General features: G+C 64.4%; 15 protein-coding genes and 1 pseudogene. 5 read left to right on the forward strand and 11 right to left on the reverse strand.

What is annotated here, in order from left to right; all coding sequences use genetic code 11:
• Both SMD10_RS05380 and SMD10_RS05385 read right to left on the reverse strand, forming a co-directional pair.
• Positions 1 to 292: pseudogene (locus SMD10_RS05380) on the reverse strand (hypothetical protein); the annotation flags it as partial.
• A gap of 244 nt (positions 293 to 536) precedes the next feature.
• The gene (locus SMD10_RS05385; protein WP_331684634.1) at positions 537 to 1,637 is read right to left on the reverse strand and encodes a LacI family transcriptional regulator; all 1,101 of its coding nucleotides are present in this window, start codon (positions 1,635 to 1,637) and stop codon (positions 537 to 539) included.
• Positions 1,638 to 1,864: 227 nt separating this feature from the next.
• Here SMD10_RS05385 and SMD10_RS05390 point away from each other — a divergent pair, with 227 nt between their 5' ends.
• The 4 genes from SMD10_RS05390 (at position 1,865) to SMD10_RS05405 (ending at position 6,160) form a co-directional block, all read left to right on the forward strand.
• Positions 1,865 to 3,130, forward strand: coding sequence for an ABC transporter substrate-binding protein (locus SMD10_RS05390; RefSeq protein ID WP_331684635.1), 1,266 nt, complete (start codon positions 1,865 to 1,867; stop codon positions 3,128 to 3,130).
• 113 nt (positions 3,131 to 3,243) lie between these two features.
• On the forward strand, positions 3,244 to 4,167 hold the full coding sequence (locus SMD10_RS05395) for a carbohydrate ABC transporter permease (protein WP_331684636.1): 924 nt from the start codon (positions 3,244 to 3,246) through the stop codon (positions 4,165 to 4,167).
• A complete protein-coding gene (locus tag SMD10_RS05400; protein ID WP_331684637.1) occupies positions 4,157 to 5,038 on the forward strand; it encodes a carbohydrate ABC transporter permease in 882 nt (293 codons plus the stop codon). The genes SMD10_RS05395 and SMD10_RS05400 overlap by 11 nt, the downstream gene beginning before the upstream one ends.
• Before the next feature lie 6 nt (positions 5,039 to 5,044).
• Entirely contained in the window at positions 5,045 to 6,160 is a 1,116-nt protein-coding gene (locus SMD10_RS05405) for an ABC transporter ATP-binding protein (protein WP_331684638.1), read from the forward strand.
• 72 nt (positions 6,161 to 6,232) lie between these two features.
• On the opposite strand, the gene SMD10_RS05410 is transcribed toward SMD10_RS05405, so the two are convergent.
• From SMD10_RS05410 to SMD10_RS05450, 9 genes are all read right to left on the reverse strand, one after another.
• The gene (locus SMD10_RS05410; RefSeq protein ID WP_331684764.1) at positions 6,233 to 6,778 is read right to left on the reverse strand and encodes a glutathione peroxidase; all 546 of its coding nucleotides are present in this window, start codon (positions 6,776 to 6,778) and stop codon (positions 6,233 to 6,235) included.
• A gap of 142 nt (positions 6,779 to 6,920) precedes the next feature.
• Positions 6,921 to 8,906, reverse strand: a complete 1,986-nt coding sequence (gene galK / locus SMD10_RS05415; protein WP_331684639.1) for a galactokinase — start codon at positions 8,904 to 8,906, stop codon at positions 6,921 to 6,923.
• A gap of 74 nt (positions 8,907 to 8,980) precedes the next feature.
• Complete coding sequence (locus tag SMD10_RS05420) at positions 8,981 to 10,255, reverse strand: ABC transporter substrate-binding protein (protein ID WP_432757190.1); 1,275 nt, start codon at positions 10,253 to 10,255, stop codon at positions 8,981 to 8,983.
• Positions 10,256 to 10,402: 147 nt separating this feature from the next.
• On the reverse strand, positions 10,403 to 11,122 hold the full coding sequence (locus SMD10_RS05425; protein WP_331684640.1) for a YesL family protein: 720 nt from the start codon (positions 11,120 to 11,122) through the stop codon (positions 10,403 to 10,405).
• Between the two features lie 29 nt (positions 11,123 to 11,151).
• The gene (locus tag SMD10_RS05430) at positions 11,152 to 12,264 is read right to left on the reverse strand and encodes an ABC transporter ATP-binding protein (protein ID WP_331684641.1); all 1,113 of its coding nucleotides are present in this window, start codon (positions 12,262 to 12,264) and stop codon (positions 11,152 to 11,154) included.
• 74 nt (positions 12,265 to 12,338) lie between these two features.
• Positions 12,339 to 14,369, reverse strand: a complete 2,031-nt coding sequence (locus SMD10_RS05435; protein ID WP_331684642.1) for an alginate lyase family protein — start codon at positions 14,367 to 14,369, stop codon at positions 12,339 to 12,341.
• A 5-nt stretch (positions 14,370 to 14,374) separates the two neighbouring features.
• Complete coding sequence (locus SMD10_RS05440) at positions 14,375 to 15,550, reverse strand: glycoside hydrolase family 88 protein (RefSeq protein WP_331684643.1); 1,176 nt, start codon at positions 15,548 to 15,550, stop codon at positions 14,375 to 14,377.
• A gap of 14 nt (positions 15,551 to 15,564) precedes the next feature.
• Positions 15,565 to 16,401, reverse strand: a complete 837-nt coding sequence (locus SMD10_RS05445; protein ID WP_331684644.1) for a carbohydrate ABC transporter permease — start codon at positions 16,399 to 16,401, stop codon at positions 15,565 to 15,567.
• A 42-nt stretch (positions 16,402 to 16,443) separates the two neighbouring features.
• Positions 16,444 to 17,385: a carbohydrate ABC transporter permease gene (locus SMD10_RS05450; RefSeq protein ID WP_331684766.1), complete on the reverse strand. Its 942-nt coding sequence runs from the start codon at positions 17,383 to 17,385 to the stop codon at positions 16,444 to 16,446.
• A 332-nt stretch (positions 17,386 to 17,717) separates the two neighbouring features.
• On the opposite strand from SMD10_RS05450, the gene lacZ reads away from it, so the two are divergent.
• Positions 17,718 to 20,744: a beta-galactosidase, LacZ type gene (gene lacZ, locus SMD10_RS05455; RefSeq protein WP_331684645.1), complete on the forward strand. Its 3,027-nt coding sequence runs from the start codon at positions 17,718 to 17,720 to the stop codon at positions 20,742 to 20,744.
• The last annotated feature ends 16 nt before the right edge of the window (positions 20,745 to 20,760 follow it).

The raw sequence follows: 20,760 nt of genomic DNA on the forward strand, positions 1-20,760 counted from the left end.
AGTGCAGCATCACCGACGAATCCTTGCCGATCGAATACAGCATCACCGGGTTGCGGAACTCCGCCGCAACCTCCCGCATGATGTGGATCGCCTCCGCCTCCAATCGATCAAGGTGCGTCGTCGAACCCGAAGCGCTCCCCAAATCCATAACCCGATCAATCAAAACGCAGCCCTTCAATTCCTGTCGCGTCCGGCGCGGCCCATGACGTGCCGGCCCAGCGGCCGAAGATCGCGATCGTCGGCCGAGCGACTCTGCAAATCCGCAGCCGATCGAGTCATCCAGCGGAAGCACGCGACGCCGCTCTCAAGTTGTCGGCCATCGTAATGGCGAGAGCGGTTGCCTGCCGAGACCCGCGCCTGCTGCGGGAAAGAGATGGCTGAAATATCTTTCTCTTTCGCCCGGCGGCAGCGGCACAAAAATCTGCATGCCGCTACCCGCGGATTTGAAGCCGGCAGCGAAGCGTATGGCAATGGCGGGACCGGAAGCATCACGAGCATGAGGGGAGGCGCGCCTCCCCTCATGGCAAGCGCGAACGCTACGCCCGGTAGATCTCCGGTCCGCCCTGCCCGCCGGCGCCGCCGTTGGCGACGTCGAGATAGGTCAGGCTGGGTGGCTGCAGGAAGTGGAGGTCGCGATTTTCGGGGGCAGCGATCGTTTGCAGCAGAATCTCGCCGAGCTTCTGCCCGGCCTCGGTCAGATCCTCGTAGATCGTGTCGACGCGCGGCCGGACCTCGTCGAAGACAACCGACGTTTGTTTGACGACCAGATGGACGTCGGTCCCGACATCGCGTCCCGCATCCGTCACGCCCGCCATCACCGCGAGACCGGACACTTCGCCGCCGCAGACGAAGCCGTCCACGGGATCGGGCTGGCGGGAGGCCGCATAGGCATAGGCGTGAATCTTTTCGACCGGACTGTCGAGGTCGAGGTCGTCGGGAATCTCGTAGGCGACCCCCGACTCGCGGATGGCGGTCATGAAGCCGTGCCGCATGTGCTGGCAGAACGAGAACTGACGCGACGGCGCGATCATCGCGACATGACGGCACCCCTTGGCGATCAACCGGCGCGCGGCCTCCAGCGCGAAGGCGTTGTTGTCGAAATCGACGTAGGCATGCGGAAACGAGAACTCGCTGCGGCCGTGGCTGACGAAGGGCACGCCATGCTCCGTCAGGATCCGGATCCTCTCGTCGAACGGCTCGGTGTGGGTGAAGATGATGCCGTCGGCCATCTTGTTGCGGATCAGATGACGAACCGGATCGAGCGGCGGCTCTCCCTGGAAATGCGGCGTCACGATCAGATGGTAGGGCGTGCCGCGCAGCGCCCAGGTCAGGCCGCGGATCAAAGAATTGCCGAAACTCAGGATCTCGTCGTGAGGATCGAGCACGACGCTGACCACATAGGTCCGCCCGGTGCGCAGATGAAGCGCCGCCCGGTCCGGCAGATAGCCGACCTCGGCCGCCAGTTCCTTGACGCGCACGCGCGTCTTCATCGCGATGCCCGGATCGTCGTGCAGGGCACGCGAGACCGTCGTCACCGCCAAGCCCGCGAGATTGGCTATGGTGCGTAGCGTCGGCCTTTCCGACGATCCCTCCCTGCCCGTTATCCGCCCTTCCGGCGGCCGGCTTCGTTGAGCCACGGCAGTCCTCCCCCATTCGTTGGGTCAGCCTGTTCGAAAACGTTGCATTAATCAAGCAGAGTCTGGCGCTCGAATCGATTGATGAGCGTTGAGGGCAAGAACATCAGCGTGGGCACCGAATTGGTCGCAGAAAGAAACCACCGATCCTGGGTTGACAGAAACCAAATTTGTATCGTTGTAATAGTGAGCGATGGCCTGGAGGGGCCGTCGAAAACTGGGAGGAATTCATGTTTCGTCGCATTGGAACGGCGCTCGCCGCGAGCGCCGCTGTCGCTACGCTTATCCTCGGGCCGGCCCATGCCCAGAGCTCCGACGGTGAGAGCGTGGAAGTGCTGCACTGGTGGACGGCCGGCAGCGAGGCGGCCGCGCTCAACGTGCTCAAGGAAAATCTCGAGACGGAAGGCGTGACGTGGAAGGACATGCCGGTCGCCGGCGGCGCCGGAACCGAAGCCATGACCGTGTTGAGGGCCCGCGTCACCTCGGGCAATGCGCCCACGGCGGTGCAGCTTCTCGGCTTCGACGTAACGGACTGGGCCGAGCAGGACGTTCTCGCCAATCTGGACCCGGTGGCCGAGGAAGAGGGCTGGGGGGACGTTATTCCCGCCGCGCTCCAGGATTTCGCCAAATATGACGACCACTGGGTGGCTGCGCCGGTCAACATCCACTCGACCAACTGGATCTGGCTGAACAAGGCGGCCTTCGACAAGGCCGGCGGCCAGGAGCCGACGACGTGGGACGAATTCATCGCCCTTCTCGACAAGTTCAAGGAGCAGGGCATCACGCCGCTCGCCTATGGCGGCCAGGCCTGGCAGGACACCACGGTGTTCGAGAACGTGGTGCTGTCCACCGGGGGTCCCGACTTCTACAAGAAGGCGATCCTCGACCTCGACTCGGAAGCGCTCGGATCAGATACCATGAAGACGGTGTTCGACCGCATGACGCAGCTTCACGACTATGTCGACGAGAATTTCTCGGGCCGCGACTGGAACCTCGCCACCGCAATGGTCATCGACGGCTCGGCCGGCGTGCAGGTGATGGGCGACTGGGCCAAGGGCGAATTCAAGAACGCCGGCCAGGAGGCCGACAAGGACTTCGTCTGCTTCCGCTTCCCCGGCACGCAGGGCAACGTGACCTTCAACTCCGACATGTTCGCCATGTTCGAGCAGGAGGGGAACCAGGACGCCCAGTTCAAGCTGGCCTCGGCCATCGAAGACCCCTCGTTCCAGGTGGCCTTCAATACGGTCAAGGGGTCGGTCCCGGCCCGCACCGACGTCTCGGACGAGGAATTCGGTCCGTGCGGCAAGAAGGGCATCAAGGACGTCAAGGAAGCCAGCACCAACGGCACGCTGATGGGCTCGCTGGCCCACGGGTACGCAGCGCCGGCGGGCGTCAAGAACGCCTTCTTCGACGTCGTGACGGCGCAGTTCAACGGCCAGTACGATTCCGAGGAAGCCGTCGAGCAGCTCGTCAACGCGGTGGCCGGCGCCCAGTGAGCGGCCTCCGCTGAAGAACTCAGCGCAAACGGGTCTCCGGCCGCCAGTGCCGCCGGAGACCGGATTCCGGCCAGCGCCGCCAAGCGACCGCCAGCGAACCGACGGGCCAGACAATGACCACCATCGCGGAAGCAAGCATCAGACCGAGCCGCGCACGCGACGTCAGGACGCGACTGCAGGGCTGGCTGCCCCGCCTCGTGCTGGCGCCGAGCTTTGCGGCCGTGCTGCTCTTCGTCTACGGCTTCATCCTGTTCACGGCTTTTCTGTCGTTCACCAATTCGACGATCCTGCCGCGCTACGGGTGGGTCGGCCTGGCGAATTACGAGCGGCTGTGGGGCCTGCCGAACTGGTGGATCGCGGTCAAGAACCTGGTGATCTTCGGTGGCCTCTATATCGTGATCTGCGTGGTGATCGGCCTGTTTCTGGCGATTCTGCTCGACCAGAAGATCCGCGGCGAAGGCGTGCTGCGGCCGATCTATCTCTATCCGATGGCGCTGTCCTTCATCGTCACCGGCACCGCCTGGAAATGGTTCCTCGATCCGGGCATCGGCCTGGAACAGGTGGTCCACCACTGGGGCTGGGCGTCGTTCAGCTTCGACTGGATCAAGGACACCGACATGGCGATCTACTGCGTCGTCATCGCCGCGGTCTGGCAATCGTCCGGCTTCGTCATGGCAATGTTCCTGGCGGGCCTGCGCGGCATCGATGCCGAGATCCTGCGCGCCGCCCAGATCGACGGGGCATCGAGCGTCCAGATCTATCGCCGGATCATCATCCCGCAGCTTCGGCCCGCCTTCCTGTCGGCCTTCGTGGTGCTGGCGCATCTGGCGATCAAGTCCTACGACCTGGTCATCGCGCTGACCAACGCTGGGCCCGGACGGGCGACGGAGTTGCCTGCGACCTTCATGTATTCCTACACCTTCGCGCGCAATTCCATGGGCGTCGGCGCGGCCTCGGCGGTGATCATGCTGATCATGATCGCCTCGGTGATCGTGCCCTACGTCTATGCCGAGATCGGGGGCTCCGATGAGCGCTGACACAGCCACCACCGCGGCGCGGCCGAACCGCATGGGGCGGGCGCTGCTTTATGCGCTGCTCCTGTTCTTCGCCGTCTACTATCTGCTGCCGCTGTTCGTCATGGTGGTGAACTCGGTGAAGCCGCTCAGCGAAATTCGCGGCGGCAACATGCTCGCCCTGCCTCAGAACACGACGTTCGCGCCCTGGAAAAGCGCCTGGAACGAGGCGCAAATCGGCGTTTCGGCCACGGGGCTCGCGCCCTATTTCATCAATTCGATCCTGATGGTGGTGCCGGCCGTGGCGATCTCGCTGATCCTCGGCGCGATCAATGGCTACGTGCTGACGAAATGGCGCTTTCCCGGCGCCAACGTCGTCTTCTCGCTGATGCTGCTCTCGTGCTTCATCCCGTTCCAGATCGTGTTGATCCCGATGGCGCGCATCCTCGGCATGATCGGCCTTGCCGGGACGATCAGCGGGCTGGTGCTCGTCCACGTGGTCTATGGCCTGGGCTTCACCACCCTGTTCTTCCGCAACTATTACGAGGCGTTTCCGACCGAACTGATCCGGTCGGCGCAGATCGACGGGGCGGGGTTCTGGCGGATCTTCAGCCGCATCCTCCTGCCGAGTTCGGGGCCGATTATCGTCGTCACCATCATCTGGCAATTCACCAATGTGTGGAACGACTTCCTGTTCGGCGCCTCGTTCTCCGGCTTCGATTCCATGCCGATGACGGTGGCGCTCAACAACCTGGTCCAGTCGTCGACCGGCGTGAAGGAATACAACGTCCACTTCGCAGGCGCGATTATCGCGGCGCTGCCGACGCTCATCGTCTACATCGTCTCCGGCCGATATTTCGTCCGCGGCCTGATGGCCGGCGCGGTCAAGGGATAGAGCCCCATGCCATTTCTCGAAATCTCCCATCTCGACAAGGCGTTCGGTGCCACCAAGGTTCTGAAGGACATCAACCTGGCTGTCGAAGAAGGCGACTTCCTGGTGCTGGTCGGCCCGTCAGGCTGCGGCAAGTCCACGCTGCTCAACACGATCGCCGGCCTGGAGCCGATCACCGGCGGCGAAATCAGGATCGGCGGACGCGTGGTCAACGACCTGGCGCCCGCCAAGCGCGACATCGCCATGGTGTTCCAGTCCTACGCGCTCTATCCCAACATGACAGTGGCGGGAAACATTGCCTTCGGCATGGAAATGCGCGGCATCCCCAAGGCGGAGCGCGATCAGAAGGTCGACGAGGTCGCCAGGATGCTGCAGATCGACCATCTGCTGAAACGCCGCCCGTCCCACCTGTCGGGCGGCCAGCGCCAGCGCGTCGCCATGGGCCGGGCGCTGGTGCGCGAGCCGCAGGTGTTCCTGTTCGACGAGCCGCTGTCCAACCTCGACGCCAAGTTGCGCGTCGAGATGCGCACCGAGATCAAGCGCCTGCACTCCTCGATGGGCACCACCATCGTCTACGTCACGCACGACCAGGTCGAGGCGATGACGCTGGCGAGCCAGATCGCCGTCTTGAAGGACGGCGTTCTGCAGCAGTTCGGCACGCCCGAAGAGGTCTACAACGATCCGGCCAATCTCTTCGTGGCCGACTTCATGGGCTCGCCGGCGATGAACCTGATCCCGGCGAAGGTCGAGGCCGGGGGCAACGGCACCGTCCTGGTGCTCGACCGGCATGAGGGCGAGCCCTTGCGCATGCCGCTCAACGGGGTGAGCGGGCGCCTGTCGGCTTCGGCCGGGAAGGATATCATCTTCGGCATCCGGCCCGAGGCGCTGACCGATCCGGACAGCGCCGACCGCAACGCCCAGCATGTCGCCCAGGGCGACTGCCTGATCGAAGTGGTGGAGCCGACCGGCTCGGATACGTTCGCGGTCACCAAACTGGGCGGCAAGGAGGTGGTGGCCCGGCTGCGCGCCGACGCCCGGGTCAAGCCCGGCGCCGCCATGCGGCTCGCCTTCAACCTCGACAAGACGGTGTTCTTCGACGCCCAGAGCCAGCAGCGCATCGGGTAACGGCCGGAAGGCCTCTGTCGTGGCTGGCGGACCGCTCGGCGACGACGCGGTCCATGGCGCAGGACTAAGGCGTCAGGCGTTCGCCAGTTCGGCGTCGATGGCAGCGGTCACGCGGGGATCGTCGGCGGTGACGTCGGGCGCGAAGCGGGCCACGACCTCACCCTGGCGACTCACCAGGAATTTTTCGAAGTTCCAGAGGACCTCCGGCGCGCTCGATATCGCGTTGCCCTTGCTTTCCAGGCGCTCGCGGAACGGCCCCTCTCCGGTCGCCGCCGGCTGCGCCGCCGTCAGTGCCTGATAAAGCGGGTGCTTGTCCTCGCCGACCACCGAGATCTTGGAGAACATCGGAAAGCGAACGCCGTAAACGGAGGTGCAGAACTCGCTGATCTCGGCCTCGCTGCCCGGCTCCTGGCCCTTGAAGTTGTTGGCCGGAAAGCCGAGCACCTCAAGTCCTTCGCCCTTCCTGGCCTCGTAGAGCTTTTCCAGCGCCTCGTATTGCGGCGTCAGCCCGCACTTGGAGGCGACGTTGACGACAAGCAGCACCTTGCCGCGATAGTCGGCCAGGCTGGCTGGCGTGCCGTCGATCCGCGTCAAGGCAATGTCGTAGAGCGTGTCCATGGTCTTCATCCGTCCTTCTGGTTCGGCGGGTCATTTAGGCCGAAGCAGCGTAGATAGGCACGCAGTCACCGGTTGAAACCGTACGTCGTACGGCCATGTCTGGCGTTTTTGCGCTGGCCGGGACCGTGATCGATCCGCCCCGTCAGCGTGGCACCGGCACCGGCGCCGCGATCCGGCCCTCGCCAGCCTCCACCAGCCCGACGCCCGGGCCGGGCGCGCAGGGGAAGAGCGTCGGCAGGATGCCGGTCGCCTGATGATAGCCGCTGCTGATCGTATCGAAGAAGGTGGCGAGCGTGCTCGCCTCGACCAGATTGACGGTGCAGCCGCCGAAACCACCACCCGTCAGTCGCGCCCCGTAGACGCCGGGGATCTTGAGCGCGAGATCGACCATCGTGTCGAGCTCGGGGCAACTGATGCCGAAATCGTCGCGGCTGCTTCGGTGCGATTCGACCATCAGCCGGCCGCAGAGGAGAAAATCGCCCCGCTTCAGGGCGTCGGCCGCGGCCCGCACCCGGGCGTTTTCCGTCACCACATGCCGGCACAGGCGAAAAGTCTGTTCCGGCATGATCGTGCGATGGCGCTCGAGATCCTCCATCCGCACGTCCCGCAGGCTCGATACGCCCGGAATGGCCGCCGACAGGAGGACGACGCCGCGCTCGCATTCGCGGCGCAATTCGTTGTAGGCGCTGCGTGGCAATTCGTGGCGCACCATGGTGTTGCAGACAACGAGGCGCAGATGGTCCGGGATCGGCACCGGCTCGGCGCTCAGATCGCGGCAGTCGAGCAGCAGCGCCTGGCCTTCGACCCCAAGGCACGAGGCATACTGGTCCATGATGCCGCAACGCATGCCGACGAAATCGTTCTCCGCCCGCTGGCAGCATTGGGCGAGACGCAGCGGGTCGACGGCGATCTGCGAATTGGCAAGCAGCGCATAGCCGACGGCAACCTCCAGCGCCGCCGACGAGCCGAGACCGCCGCCCATGGGCACGTTGCCGCGCAGCATGAGATTGGCGCCGGTCAGCCAGTAACCGGAGCGCTCCAGCGTCAGCGCAACCCCGCGCACATAGTCGGTCCAGTCCTGGCGCGGCTGCGGATCGTGTTCGTCGAGGGTGAACTCGACCGCCATCGCGTCGAGGTCGGTGCGAACGACAACGCGGCGGTCGCTGCGCGGCGCCACCGCAGCCCACACGCCCTGTTCCAGGGCGAAGGGAAGCGCCAGCCCGTCATTGTAGTCGGTGTGCTCGCCGATCAGGTTCACTCGGCCGGGAGCCCGCACGATGCAGGGGCTCGCATCGTAGAGCGTGCGGAAGTCGCGGCGCAGGGCGGCGACGTCGACCGTCGTGCCGCCGGCCGCCAAAGGCGAGACCAAGCCGGTGATCCGGCCGGGCCAACGCCGCGATTTGGGATCGGCCGCCTCTTCTTCGCGCAGAATTTCGAGAAGCGAGCGCATGGCGGCGCGCGCCGTTTCGGGCTGGCGCATGCGCACGGCTTCCGCAATGCGCCGGTAGCCGTCGATCAGCCGGTTATGAGACAGGCTGAGGCTGGCGGATCGCGTCGCGCTCTCATCGAGCGCGGCCCGCACCGAATTGAGCATATGGCCCAGAAACGCGTTGTGGGTCGCGCTCACCAAGGACAGATGGAATCGGACTTGCGCTTCGCCGAAGGCCGCGAAGTCGTCCGGCAGGGCTTCGGCCATCGCATCGACTGCGGTTTCCAGTTCGGCCACTTCCCGCGCCGTCGCCTTGCCGGCCGCGGCTTCCGCGATCGGCGGCTCGACGGCGAGCCGCGCATCGATCAGCGCGCGGGAGAGTGCCGCCCCGCCCTGCGACCGGCTGAGACGCGTCAGCACCGTGGGGTCGAGGAAATTCCACCGGCTACGGTCGAGCACAACCGTTCCGACGCGTCGACGCGGCTGCACGAGACCGCGTGCCGTCAGCATGTGCAGCGCCTCGCGGACCGTCGTGCGGCTGACGCCGAACTCGCTGCACAGGTCGGCCTCGCTCGGCAGCGTTTCGCCGGCCGCCACGTCGCCGCCGATGATCCTGTCGGCCAGGGTGACGACGATCTCCTCGGAGGCACGCGGCCGGGCCGAGCGGACCGAGGCTTGAGCGGCGACGTTGGCATCCATGGATCCGGCTACCCTTTCCGCCTCGCGGCGGTGTATCGGCCGGGATCCCATGCGGACCCCGGCCGAACGAAAGCTCAGCGCGACAGGATTTCCGCCACGCCCTTGTTCATCTCCTCGATCCCTTCGTCGACCGTTTCGTTGTCGGTCATGATGGAATCGTGAGCGCGGTTCAGAACCACTTCGATATCGGCGCTCTTCGGGTGGATCGGCATTTCGAGATAGGTCTGCTCGGTCTGCAGCGCCTCGCGGCTGTTCTTATCCTGCGGAAAGCCGTCGAGCGAGGTGATCGTGTCGAGCACGGCCTCGTCGCGGATCGCCGGCAGCGTCCCCGTCTGTGCGATCACCTTGGCGCCCTCCGGCCCCGTCACGAACTTCAGGAAGTCCAGTGCGGCCTCCTGATGCTGAGATGCCGCGTTGACGCCCAGGGTCGCCAGGGTCGCCAGCGTGGTTCCGGCGGGGATGCCCTCGGGATGGGGATATTTGACGATACCCCAGTTGGTGGCCTTGGATTCACCCGACTTCACCTTGGCGATCTGCGTGCCGATGAACCAGGAGCCCATGGGCAGCATGGCGACCGTGCTGTTGTAGAAGGGCGCCGAATAGTGGGTGCTCGAGGTCTTGAGCTGAGCATAGCTCGGCACGACACCCTCTTCCTGCAGGGCGAGGATCTTCTCGTACCAGGGTTTGAGGAACCCGTAGTCGCCGTCGACCATCGTGTGCTGGCCGTCGAGGATGCCATAGAGCTGGACCGGGCTGCGCCAGATGTGGAACAGCGTGCCGTAGATCTTGTTCGGACCGAAGCCGGTGGTCAGCTTGCGGGCGAGATCGGCGAACTGGTCGAAGGTCATGTCGTTCGTCGGATAGTCGACGCCGGCATTATCGAACAGGTCCTTATTGTAGTAGACGATCCAGAAGTCCGAGCGGAACGGCAGGGCGTAGGGCTTGCCATCGATCTGGAGCTGCTCGACGATGCCGCTGTACTGGGCGGTATCGATGTTCTGGCCCTGGATGAAGGACGACAGATCGAGGAGCTGTCCGGCGTTGACCAGCGTGGCATAGCCCGGAGTGTCCTTGACGGTGATGACGTCGAGGTCCGAAGCGCCGCCGGTGAGCTGGGTGCTCAGCATCATGTTGTAGTCGGTCGAGCCGAGGTCGACATGGTCCACCGTCACATTCGGATGTTCAGCTTCATAGGCCTCGATCAGCGGCTGGTAGTAGGCGGTGGCGTCCCAGTCCCACAGGGCCCAGTGGATGGTGACCGGGGCGTCCTGTGCGGCGGCCGGCCCCGCTCCCAATCCGGCCATCAAGGCCACGGCGGCGACCGCCGCCAGAGAATGCGTCTTTTTCATTGTCACGGTCTCCCAATTGCGCGCCCCATCGGCGCTGGCTTGATCATTCCTTGGATCGCGATGGCGCGGTGCCGACGCCGTCGCGGACATGACGGCTGGACGGCCAGCCTCCTCCCGCCGAAGCGGAACCCGTTTCCCGAAACCCGATCATCCGATCCCTCCTTCGAGACCATAGCGCTTGAGCGGCGCGACGGCGCAGAAGGTCGCGACCAGCGACGAGAACGCGAAATTGAAGACCAGCGGCAGCAGCACGCTGAGCGGATAGAACAGGACATAGACGACCCAGGTCACCCCGGTGACCAGCAGCGCCAGCAGGCCGAGCGGGAAATTGGCGAAGGCCGCGATCGACGCGACGCGCAGCAGCCTGCCGACCGGCAAATCCTCGTTGAAGACGAGCAGCGGGAAGAGGTGAAAGCCGATAACGGCCAGGGCGCAGAAGGCCACACCGGCGATCGCGCAGGGAAACGCGAACACCCCGTTGAGCGGCACCAGCTGGGCATAGATGTAGGCCGCGTAGGCCGCCAGACACAGCAGCGCGACGAGCGGCCATCCGAGCGCGCTGGCGCGCCAGCCATGCCTGACGAAAGCGCTCCAGAAATCGCGCCAGAGATAGTGGTTCCTGTCCTCCACCATGGTGAGCGTCAACCGCGTCATGGCCGCATGGGCCGCCGGGATCGTCGCGATCGGCAGGCAGGCCAGCACGAACAGAAGGTTGAGCTTCAGCACCTCCCACCACTCGCGGGCAAAGATCTCGGCGAACAGCGCCAGTCCGGTCCTGGCCGGCAATCCCTTCGGAATGCCCGGCCCCGGCCGGTTGAAGCGTCGTCCCCAAAATCCCAATCCTGCCATCCCGACTCTCGACACCATCGATCTTCGTCTCGCCCCCTCCGACCGTTTCAGGCGAACAGGTTGCGCTCGGTCTCCTTGTCGAACAGATGGATCGTCTCGCAGTCGAGGCCGAGCCTCACGGTATCGCCGTCCCTCGCCTTGCAGCGCGGCGGCACCTTGGCGATCATTGGAAGGCCGTTGACGGACAGGTTGAGATGCACCTCCGAGCCCATCGGTTCGGCGAGATCGACATAGGCGTCGAACGGCTTGGTGCCTGGCGCCTGCATGTAGGACGACTGCTCGTCGTGCAGGTTTTCCGGCCGGACGCCGAGGATCACTTCGCGCCCGACATAGGGGCCGATGATCTCGGCCGTGGCCCGTTCGGGCAGCGGCAGCTCCAGATCGCCGAAGACGGCGACGAAGGCCTCGCCCCGGCGCTCGATCGTCACCGGCAGCATGTTCATCTGCGGCGAGCCGATGAAGCCGGCGACGAACATGTTGCAGGGATGGTCATAGAGCACCTGCGGCGTGTCGACCTGCTGGATGTAGCCGTCCTTCATCACGACGATACGGTCGGCCATGGTCATCGCCTCGACCTGGTCGTGGGTGACGTAGATGAAGGTGGTCTCCAGCCGTTTGTGCAGCTTGGTGATCTCGGAGCGCATGGTGTTGCGCAGCTTGGCGTCGAGGTTGGACAGGGGCTCGTCGAGCAGAAACACCGAGGGCGAGCGAACCATGGCGCGCCCAAGCGCCACACGCTGGCGCTGGCCGCCCGACAGCGCCTTGGGCTTGCGGTTCAAAAGGTGCTCGATGTCGAGGATCCTCGCCGCCTCGTGTACCTTGCGCTCGACCTCCTCGCGCGGCGCCTTCCTGAGCTCCAGGCCGAAGGCCATGTTCTTGAACACCGTCATGTGCGGGTAGAGCGCATAGTTCTGGAAGACCATGGCGATGTCGCGGTCCTTCGACTCGATGTCGTTGACCAGCGTGTCGCCGATATAGAGCTCACCGGCGGTGATCTCCTCCAGTCCCGCCAGCATGCGCAGCGTCGTCGATTTGCCGCAGCCGGACGGCCCGACGAGGATGATGAACTCCTTGTCGGCGATGTCCAGATTGATATCGTGCACGACGGTGATGTTCTCGCCGTAGGTCTTGCGAATGTCTTTGAACGTGATGCTGGCCATCGCTCAATCCCGAACTCGAACCCTGGTGTCTGCCGTCGTCGCCGGCTGTGTCTTTGCGGCTGTCATGGCACCGGTCACCGAACGAGCGCCGTGCCGATGGAGGTCTCGCCCGCCGCCCGGTCGAAGACCACGACCTCGCCGAACCCCGTGCAGCCGTCGGCCCGGAAGGTGTCGGTGGGGCTGGCATATTCCTCGTGAGCGACCACCAAAGTGTAGTGCCGCCCGCCCTTTCGGATCCCGAGCGCCTCGATCTGGCGATCCTCGAAGATGATGTCCTTGAAGTTCGACGCGACGGCGTGCTTTTCAACGACAAGCTCCTCCGCCGAGCCTGCCTTGTCGAGGCCGATCACCGTAAAGACGCTGGCAAAGCCAGTGCCCTGAAGCTCTGTCTTCAGCGCGACCGCGTCCTCGGCCTGGTTGTAGTGACGCGAGATGCGCGCCGGGATCAATGCCGAGCCGGCCAGCTCGCCCCCGACCAGCTCGAGCGTCACGTCGTTCCTGTCCGAGCGGTAGCGGAAGGCTCTCCCCTCGCCCGTCACGGCTCCGGCGTTGTTGAAGTGGAAATACTGCTGATAGGTGTGGGCGGCGTGCGCATAGAACTCGTCGCAGAGGACGACGATGTCCGGCTTGATCACCAGCACCCGGCGATTGACGAAGACGGAGCCCGTTTCGAGATCGGCATAGCCGAGATGTCCGCCTTCGGCATAGCCGTAGCCGCCTTTCGAGACGAAGCGGCGGTTGACCGCGCGGGCGAGCTTCGAACAGCCCCAGCTATCGGTGCAGACATAGAAATTGCGACCGTCCACCGTGGTCGTGTTGTGGGCGTCCGAATCCTTGAACTCGTAGCGCTCCGGCTTGTCCACATAGGTGTAGCGGCCCGGATCGATCAGGATGTCCTCGCCATGGGCGAAGAGATCGACATGGAGTTGGTCGGAATGGCCGTGGCCGGCGCCGAGCGTGCCGCAATGGAAGTGGAGGAACGTATCGGCCTCGCCCCAGCCGCTGCGGATGTAGAAATTGCCGCTGTCGCCAAGCGCGAAATCGGTCTCGGCGGGTCTGCGAAACGCCAGGGCGTCGTATTCGCCCACGGCATCGAATCCCAGGTCCCAGACGCTGTCGAAATCGAGCCGCGCATAACCGGCTGCCTTCATCTCCGGATCGGCGAACAGATAGGCGCCGCGGGTGACGATGTCGCGCAGGTCGATGTCGTCGCTGTCGCCCATGGCGACCTCGTGGCCGTCGGGCTTGGCCCAGATCGCGTCGACGCGGCACATGGCGCGGGTCTTCTCCTCGATCGGCTCAGGCAGCGCGATGCCGTTGCGCTTGGCCAGAAGCACCACGTCGAGGTAATCGTGCGCGACCTCGTTGTGGTACATCGGGCTCTGTTCCCAATGCGTGCCGTCGTCATAGACCTGGATGCGAATTTCCTGGGCGAGCCGATCGAGCGCGGTGGCGACATACTCCTGCGTGCGCGGGTTCGTCGGCAGCATGAGGCCGGCGATGAACAGGCCGTGATTGGCGAGCACGCCCCAATTGCTCATCAAATTGTAGCTGTTCCACACGCCCATGATGAACTCGGCGTGCTCGGTGACGCTGGCGATGAATTTTTCCATCACCTCCGGCGTGATCGCGGCGCTGCCCTCGAAATAGGCCATGGCCTTCAGCCAGTATTCCAGGCGCAGGCCGGCCTCGATCGAGCGCCAGGCCTTTTCGCAGCGCGGATCGTCGCGCTTGACGGTGTCGATCCAGGAGACGAGCTGCTCGGCGAAGGCGCGCGCGTATTTTTCGTCCTTCGTCACCGCATAGGCCTGGCCCAGGCAGATCCAGAAGCGCATCCGGTTGAAGGCGAAGATCCACTCCGGATCGTCGCCCGGCTGGTGCAGCCAGTCGATGGCGCCGTCGAAGACCACCGGCGTGTAGGTGCGCTCCATGTCCCAGCGCAGATTGAACAGGAAGCTCTTGTTCGCCACGTCGTCGGCGACGACGAAGATCTTCTCCAGATCCTCGGCGCAGTGCTCGCGCACATAGGCCGCGATCCGGTCGCGATCCTCGGCGCCGGCCATGAAGAAGCGCTTGTCCTGATGGAAGAAGACGTTCGGGTCCATGGCGGCTACCAGTACGGCTCCCAGCTCTTCGACAGCCGGGTCAGCGCCTCCATGTAGAAGTAGTCGCCCCAGGACACGCACTCGTCGACGCCTTCCGGCGTGCAGGTGTTGAAGGGGGACTTCTTCGAATAGGTGCCGTGGAGAACCAGGCCGTTGGAAACCGAGGAGTCGGTCACGGCATAATGGTCGGCGAGGCTCTTCAGCATCCGGCGGGCCAGCGCAACATAGCCCTCGGCCTCTGCCGGCTCGACATATTGCGCCATTTCCAGCAAGCCACAGGCAGCGATCGAGGCGCTGGAGGAATCGCGCGGCTCGTCGCTGCCGTCGGTGAAGATCAGGTCCCAATAGGGCACCAGATCCTCCGGCAGGCGCGACAGATAGTAGGCGAGCACGCGGCGGAAGGCGTCGAGATATTCGGGCCTGCGCTCATAGCGGTAGGAGAGCGCCGTGCCATAGACGCCCCACGCCTGGCCGCGGGCCCAGGAGGAGTCGTCCTTGTAGCCCTGGCAGGTCTCGCCGCGGACGGGCCCGCCGGTTTCGGGGTCCATGAAGAAGGTGTGATAGGTCGAGCCGTCGGGCCGGATCGAATGGGCGAGGCAGGTGCGCGTGTGGGTCAGCGCGATGTCGCGATAGGCCTCGTCGCCCGTCTCCTTCGTCGCCCAGTAGAGCAGCGGCAGGTTGAGCAGGCAGTCGATGATGTAGCGATAGTTCTCCGGCGCGCCCATCGCCCCCCAGGCCTGAATGAAGCCGCCAACCGGATGGAAGCGGGCGATCAGCTGGTCGGCGGCCAGGATCGCGGCGCGGCGTCCATCCTCGTCCCCAGCCAGCTTCCAGGCCGCCACGCAGGTCGGCGAATAGAGAAAGCCCATGTCGTGGTGGTCGACGTCGATCTTCCGCTCGATCCGGTGGAGGAAGCTCTGCACCTGGATCTGGGCGGCATGCTTGAACACCGGGTCGCCGCTCGCCTCGAAGGCGAGCCAGATCTCGCCGGGCCAGAACCCGCAGGTCCACTGGGTGTTGGACGTGGCGGGATAGACATTGTCCACGCTCGAATGGTTCTGCTGGACGAAGGTGAAGTCCGGCAGATTGCGCCGCACCTGCGCCACCGCGCCGTCGAGCGCGGTCCGCACCTCCGCGTCGGAGATTTGCGGCTTGTTCGGAAAGGTCATGTCGATCGGCATCGGATCTCTTTGCATCAACCCTTGAGGCCGGCCGAGGCGATGCCCTCGACGAAGAAGCGCTGCAGGGACAGGAACACGATCAGGACGGGGATCAGCACGACAACGGAGGCGGCCATGATCAGCCCGTATTCGGCGGAATATTGCGAGATGAACATCCTGAGGCCGATCTGGATCGTCTTCAGCTCGGTCTTGGTCAGGTAGATCATCGGGCCGAGGAAGTCGTTCCAGGTGTTGACGAAGGTAAAGATCGTCAGCGTCGACAGGGCCGGCTTCGACAGCGGCAGCATGATCTTCCACCAGATCTGGTACTCGCTCATGCCGTCGATGCGCGCCGCTTCGCACAGCTCGTCCGGGATCGATTGGTAGAACTGGCGCATCAGGAAGACGCCGAAGGCGGTGAAGGCCTGCAGGCAGATCAGCGCCAGATGGGTGTTGTTCAGCCCCAGGTCGCGCATCAGGATGAACTGCGGCACCATGTAGACCTGCCACGGCATGGCGATGGTGGCGATGTAGCCGAGGAACAGTGCTTCCTTGTACTTGAAGTTCAGCTTGGAAAACGCGTACGCTGCGAAGCTCGACGTCAGCAATTGCAGCACGGTGACGATCACCGTCAGCTTGGCGGTGTTGTAGATGAACAGCGCCAGCGGGATCTTGGTCCAGATGTCGACGTAGTTCTGCCAGCGCGGATGCGGCGGGATCCACACGATCGGGAAGGAAAAGACGTCCTTATTGAGCTTCAGCGAGGCCGACAGCATCCACACGAACGGGATCAGCATGGTGATCGCGGTGATGATCAGCACCGCATAGAGCAGGATGCGGCTGAGTTTGACCTTGCGTCCGGCGATTTTCATCCTGCCCTCCGTGAAGCCGCATCCGTTCTCGACGGGGTTCCCCTAGGCATCGGCATTCCGATCCAGACGGAACTGCACGATGGTGACGCCGAGCACCAGGAGGAAGAGAACCACCGCCACCATGCTGGCATAGCCGAGATCCCAGGAGATGAAGGCTTCGTTGTAGATGTGATAGACGAGAACCAGAGTCGACGTGCCGGGACCGCCCTGGGTGATCATGTAGATCTGGTCGAACACCTTGAAGCACTGGATGGTCAGCATGATCGACACGAAGAAGGTCGTGGCGCTGAGCTGCGGGATCGTCACATAGCGGAACTTCTGCCAGGCGTTGGCGCCATCGAGGCCGGCCGCCTCGTAGAGGTCCGGATTGATGCCCTGCAGACCGGCCAGATAGATGACCATGTAATAGCCCATGTTCTTCCAGACGGAGAACAGGATGACCGTCACCATGGCCCAGTGCTTGTCGGCCGCCCAGCCCGGCATGTTCGCCGGATCGAGACCCAGCGTATAGAGGAGCATGTTGAACGGCCCCATGGAGGGGTTGAAGATCATGTTCCAGACGACCGCGACCGCCACCAGCGACGCGACGTAGGGAAAGAACATCACCGTTCGGAAGAAATTCCGGCCGAACACCTTCTGGTTCAGCACCACCGCCAGGCCGAGCGCGCAGACCAGCGTCAGCGGCACCGTCGCCACGGTGTAGACGATCGTGTTCCAGAAGGCGGCGATGAAGGCGGAATCGCGAAACAGGCGCCAGAAGTTGTCGAGCCCGGCGAACTGGATCGGATTCGAGCCGTCCCAGTGCAGGAAGGCCAGAATGAAGGCGAAGATGATCGGGCCGAGGGTGAAGACGGCAAACCCGATGAAATTCGGGGCGATGAAGGAATAGGCGACCAGATTGTTGCGACGCCTGCGCTGGGCAGCCGTCCTCGGCTTAATTTGCCGGGCCTGTTCCACCGCCAGGACCGGCTTGCTTTGCACCATCGCCATTCGCGGGCCTCCACGTCTCGACACTGGGATTCTAGTCCTCTAGTGTCGCACAAAGATAGTCTCATTTGTCGGGCCAAGGCAACCGCTGCCGTTCGAATTAGCAGCCAGGTCGGTCAATTTGTCATACCTGCGGCCGTGAAAGATCGGACTTATGTGATAGCCGTCTCCTCCCGGCCAGCCGGAAGGAGAGCCCGCAAAATTGCCGCCATTGCGTTGGCGCATTGCCGCACTTCATTAGACGGTTGAGCGAATTCGTCGCACGACCGGAAGCCCCATCCAGCCCGGTTGCACCGCCTGCAACCCCTTCGTTTCATGAGGCCATGCCGATGTCCGCCGCCCCCGCGCTGTCCTGGCTCAGCGATCCGACGATCTTCGCCGTCGGCCGGCTCGACGCCGTCTCGGACCATACCGCCTATCCCAGCGTCGAGGCCGCGCGCGCCGGCAGCACCAGCCCGTGGCGCCGCAGCCTGAGCGGACGCTGGGCGTTCCACCATGCCGACCGCCCCGAGGCGCGGCCGGCCGATTTCTTCAAGGCCGGATTCGACACCTCGGATTGGGCGGCAATCGACGTTCCCGGCTATATTCAAACCCAGGGCTTCGGCCGAAACCAGTACGTCAACACACAATACCCCTGGGACGGGATCGAAGACTTACGCCCGCCCGAGGTGCCGCAGGCCAACGCGGTGGGTTCCTACGTCACTGCGTTCGAGCACGGCTCCGTGGCGAAAGGCGAGCGCGTCGTGCTCACCTTCGAAGGCGCCGAGACGGCGTTCTATGTCTGGCTCAACGGAACCTTCGTCGGCTATGGCGAGGACAGCTTCACCCCGTCCCGTTTCGACGTCACCGAGCTGTTGGTGGAAGGCGAAAACCGGCTCGCGGTCGAGGTCTATCAGCGATCGTCGGCGAGTTGGATCGAGGACCAGGACTTCTGGCGCCTGACCGGCATCTTCCGCGATGTGGTGCTGGAGACCCTGCCCCGCGCCCATATCGACGATCTCTTCGTGACGACGGATTTGTCCGACGATTTCACCGAAGCGGCTCTCCGCCTCCGTCTGAAACTTGCCGTGCCGGACGACGGCGCGACGCTGGCGATCGAGCTGCGGGACCCGACAGGGCAGACGGTGCTCACCGAGCCTCCGGTTCCGGCCGCCGGCGAGATGGATCTCGCCCTGCCGGTCCTGAAGCCGGCGCTGTGGAGCGCCGAAGCACCGCATCTCTACGAGCTGATGCTGGTTCTCGCCGACGGCTCCGGCGCGGTGATCGAGGCGGTGCCGCAAAAGGTCGGCTTCCGCCGTTTCGAGATCAGGGACAAGGTGATGCGCCTGAACGGCAAGCGCATCGTCTTCAACGGCGTCAACCGGCACGAGTTCAACGCCCGGCGCGGCCGCGCGGTCACCCGCGAGGACATGCTGTGGGACATCCGCTTCATCAAGCAGAACAACATCAACGCGGTGCGCACCAGCCACTACCCGAACCAGAGCGAGTGGTACCGGCTCTGCGACGAGTACGGCGTCTACCTGGTCGACGAGGCCAACCTGGAATCCCACGGCTCCTGGCAGAAGAACGGCGAGACCCTGCCCGAATGGGTGGTGCCGGACGGTCGGCCGGAATGGCGCGAGGCCGTCATCGACCGTGCCCGCTCCATGCTCGAGCGCGACAAGAACCATGTCTCGATCCTGATCTGGTCGTGCGGCAACGAGAGCTATGGCGGCAAGAACATCTTCGAGATGTCGGAGTTCTTCCGCCAGCGCGATCCTTCGCGTGTCGTGCACTACGAAGGAGTGACCCGCGACCGTCGTTTCGACGACACCAGCGACATCGAAAGCCACATGTACACCAAGCCGCAGGACGTCGAGGTCTACCTGCGGAGCGATCCGAAGAAGCCGTTCATCCTGTGCGAATACATGCATGCCATGGGCAATTCCTGCGGCGGCATGCACCTCTACACCGATCTCGCGGACAAGTACGAGCTGTATCAGGGCGGCTTCATCTGGGACTATATCGACCAGGCGATGGCGGTGACGGCGCCGGACGGCAGCGAGCGGCTGGCCTATGGCGGCGAATTCGGCGAGCGGCCTTCGGATTACGAGTTCTGCGGCAATGGCATCGTCACCGCGCGCCGCGAACCCACCGCCAAGGCGCAGGAGGTCAAGGCGCTTTATCAGACGGTCGAGCTGAAGCCCGATCCGAGCGGCGTCACTCTCCGCAACAAGAATCTGTTCGTCTCCACCGACGCCTGGTTCCTGCGCACCCAGCTGCTGAAGGACGGTGAAATCGTCCACACCGCCGAGATGGACGTTTCGGTGGCGCCGGGGTGCGAGGCTCGCCTCCCCCTCGATCTGCCGGCGGTCGACGCGCCCGGCGAATATGCCGTGCAGTGCTCGCTGCACCTCAAGGCGGACACGTCCTGGGCTGAACGCGGCCACGAAGTCGCCTTCGGCGAACACGTCTGGCAGATCGAGGGCAAGGCCGAGACAGAGGCGGCAGAAGCTTTGACGGTCGCGCGCGGCGACCTCAATCTCGGCGTCTCCACGTCCGGCTACGCGGCCCTGTTCTCGCGCGTCCAGGGCGGCCTGACGTCGATCAAGCTCGGCGACGAGGAACTGCTCCCGCGCCCGCCACGCCTGATCTTCTGGCGCGCCGTCACCGACAACGACCGCGGCAATCATCACGGCTTTCGGTTGGCACCGTGGCACACGGCGACGCTCTATCAGCGCGTCGTCGAGTGCCGTTTCAGCGAGGCGGCCGGCGAGCCGACCGCATCCTACCGCTTCGCCCTGCCCGGCCTGCCGATCGAGCCGACGGTGACCTACCGTACGGGGCGCGACGGACTGATCCATGTCGAGGCGAATTATCCCGGCGGCGACGGTCTGCCCGATCTGCCGCTGTTCGGCCTGCAGTTCAGCCTGGCGCCCTCGTTCGACCACTTCCGCTTCTATGGCTTGGGGCCGGACGAAAGCTATGTCGATCGCTGCCGGGGCGCGCGGCTCGGTATCTTCGAGACGACGGTGGCGGGCAACCTGTCTCCCTATCTGGTGCCGCAGGAGTGCGGCAACCGCATGGGGGTTCGCTGGGCCGACATCGTGTCTGCACAGGGGCGCGGCCTGCATTTCGCAACAGAAGGCGCGCCGTTCGAGCTGGGTGTGCTGCCCTACGACGCCTTCGAACTGCAAAGCGCGATGCGGCCCGAAGATCTGCCGCCGGTGAGCCGGACAGTGGTCAGCATCATCGCCAAGCAGATGGGTGTCGGCGGCGACGACAGCTGGGGCGCGCCGGTGCACGAGCAGTATCGGATACCCTCGTCCGAGCCGCTGTCACTGCGCTTCACCGTGGCACCTTACTCCAAGGCCTGACCCGCCGACAGGCGCT

Source organism: Consotaella aegiceratis (assembly GCF_036541425.1).
GTDB lineage: Bacteria > Pseudomonadota > Alphaproteobacteria > Rhizobiales > Rhizobiaceae > Consotaella > Consotaella aegiceratis.

Bases quoted from the DNA above. Each gene is read 5' to 3' on its own strand.
- SMD10_RS05390 (WP_331684635.1), top strand. From the start codon at position 1,865: ATGTTTCGTCGCATTGGAACGGCGCTCGCCGCGAGCGCCGCTGTCGCT.
- SMD10_RS05395 (WP_331684636.1), top strand. From the start codon at position 3,244: ATGACCACCATCGCGGAAGCAAGCATCAGACCGAGCCGCGCACGCGAC.
- SMD10_RS05400 (WP_331684637.1), top strand. From the start codon at position 4,157: ATGAGCGCTGACACAGCCACCACCGCGGCGCGGCCGAACCGCATGGGG.
- SMD10_RS05405 (WP_331684638.1), top strand. From the start codon at position 5,045: ATGCCATTTCTCGAAATCTCCCATCTCGACAAGGCGTTCGGTGCCACC.
- SMD10_RS05410 (WP_331684764.1), bottom strand. From the start codon at position 6,778: ATGGACACGCTCTACGACATTGCCTTGACGCGGATCGACGGCACGCCA.
- galK (WP_331684639.1), bottom strand. From the start codon at position 8,906: ATGGATGCCAACGTCGCCGCTCAAGCCTCGGTCCGCTCGGCCCGGCCG.
- SMD10_RS05420 (WP_432757190.1), bottom strand. From the start codon at position 10,255: ATGAAAAAGACGCATTCTCTGGCGGCGGTCGCCGCCGTGGCCTTGATG.
- SMD10_RS05425 (WP_331684640.1), bottom strand. From the start codon at position 11,122: ATGGTGTCGAGAGTCGGGATGGCAGGATTGGGATTTTGGGGACGACGC.
- SMD10_RS05430 (WP_331684641.1), bottom strand. From the start codon at position 12,264: ATGGCCAGCATCACGTTCAAAGACATTCGCAAGACCTACGGCGAGAAC.
- SMD10_RS05435 (WP_331684642.1), bottom strand. From the start codon at position 14,369: ATGGACCCGAACGTCTTCTTCCATCAGGACAAGCGCTTCTTCATGGCC.
- SMD10_RS05440 (WP_331684643.1), bottom strand. From the start codon at position 15,550: ATGCCGATCGACATGACCTTTCCGAACAAGCCGCAAATCTCCGACGCG.
- SMD10_RS05445 (WP_331684644.1), bottom strand. From the start codon at position 16,401: ATGAAAATCGCCGGACGCAAGGTCAAACTCAGCCGCATCCTGCTCTAT.
- SMD10_RS05450 (WP_331684766.1), bottom strand. From the start codon at position 17,385: ATGGTGCAAAGCAAGCCGGTCCTGGCGGTGGAACAGGCCCGGCAAATT.
- lacZ (WP_331684645.1), top strand. From the start codon at position 17,718: ATGTCCGCCGCCCCCGCGCTGTCCTGGCTCAGCGATCCGACGATCTTC.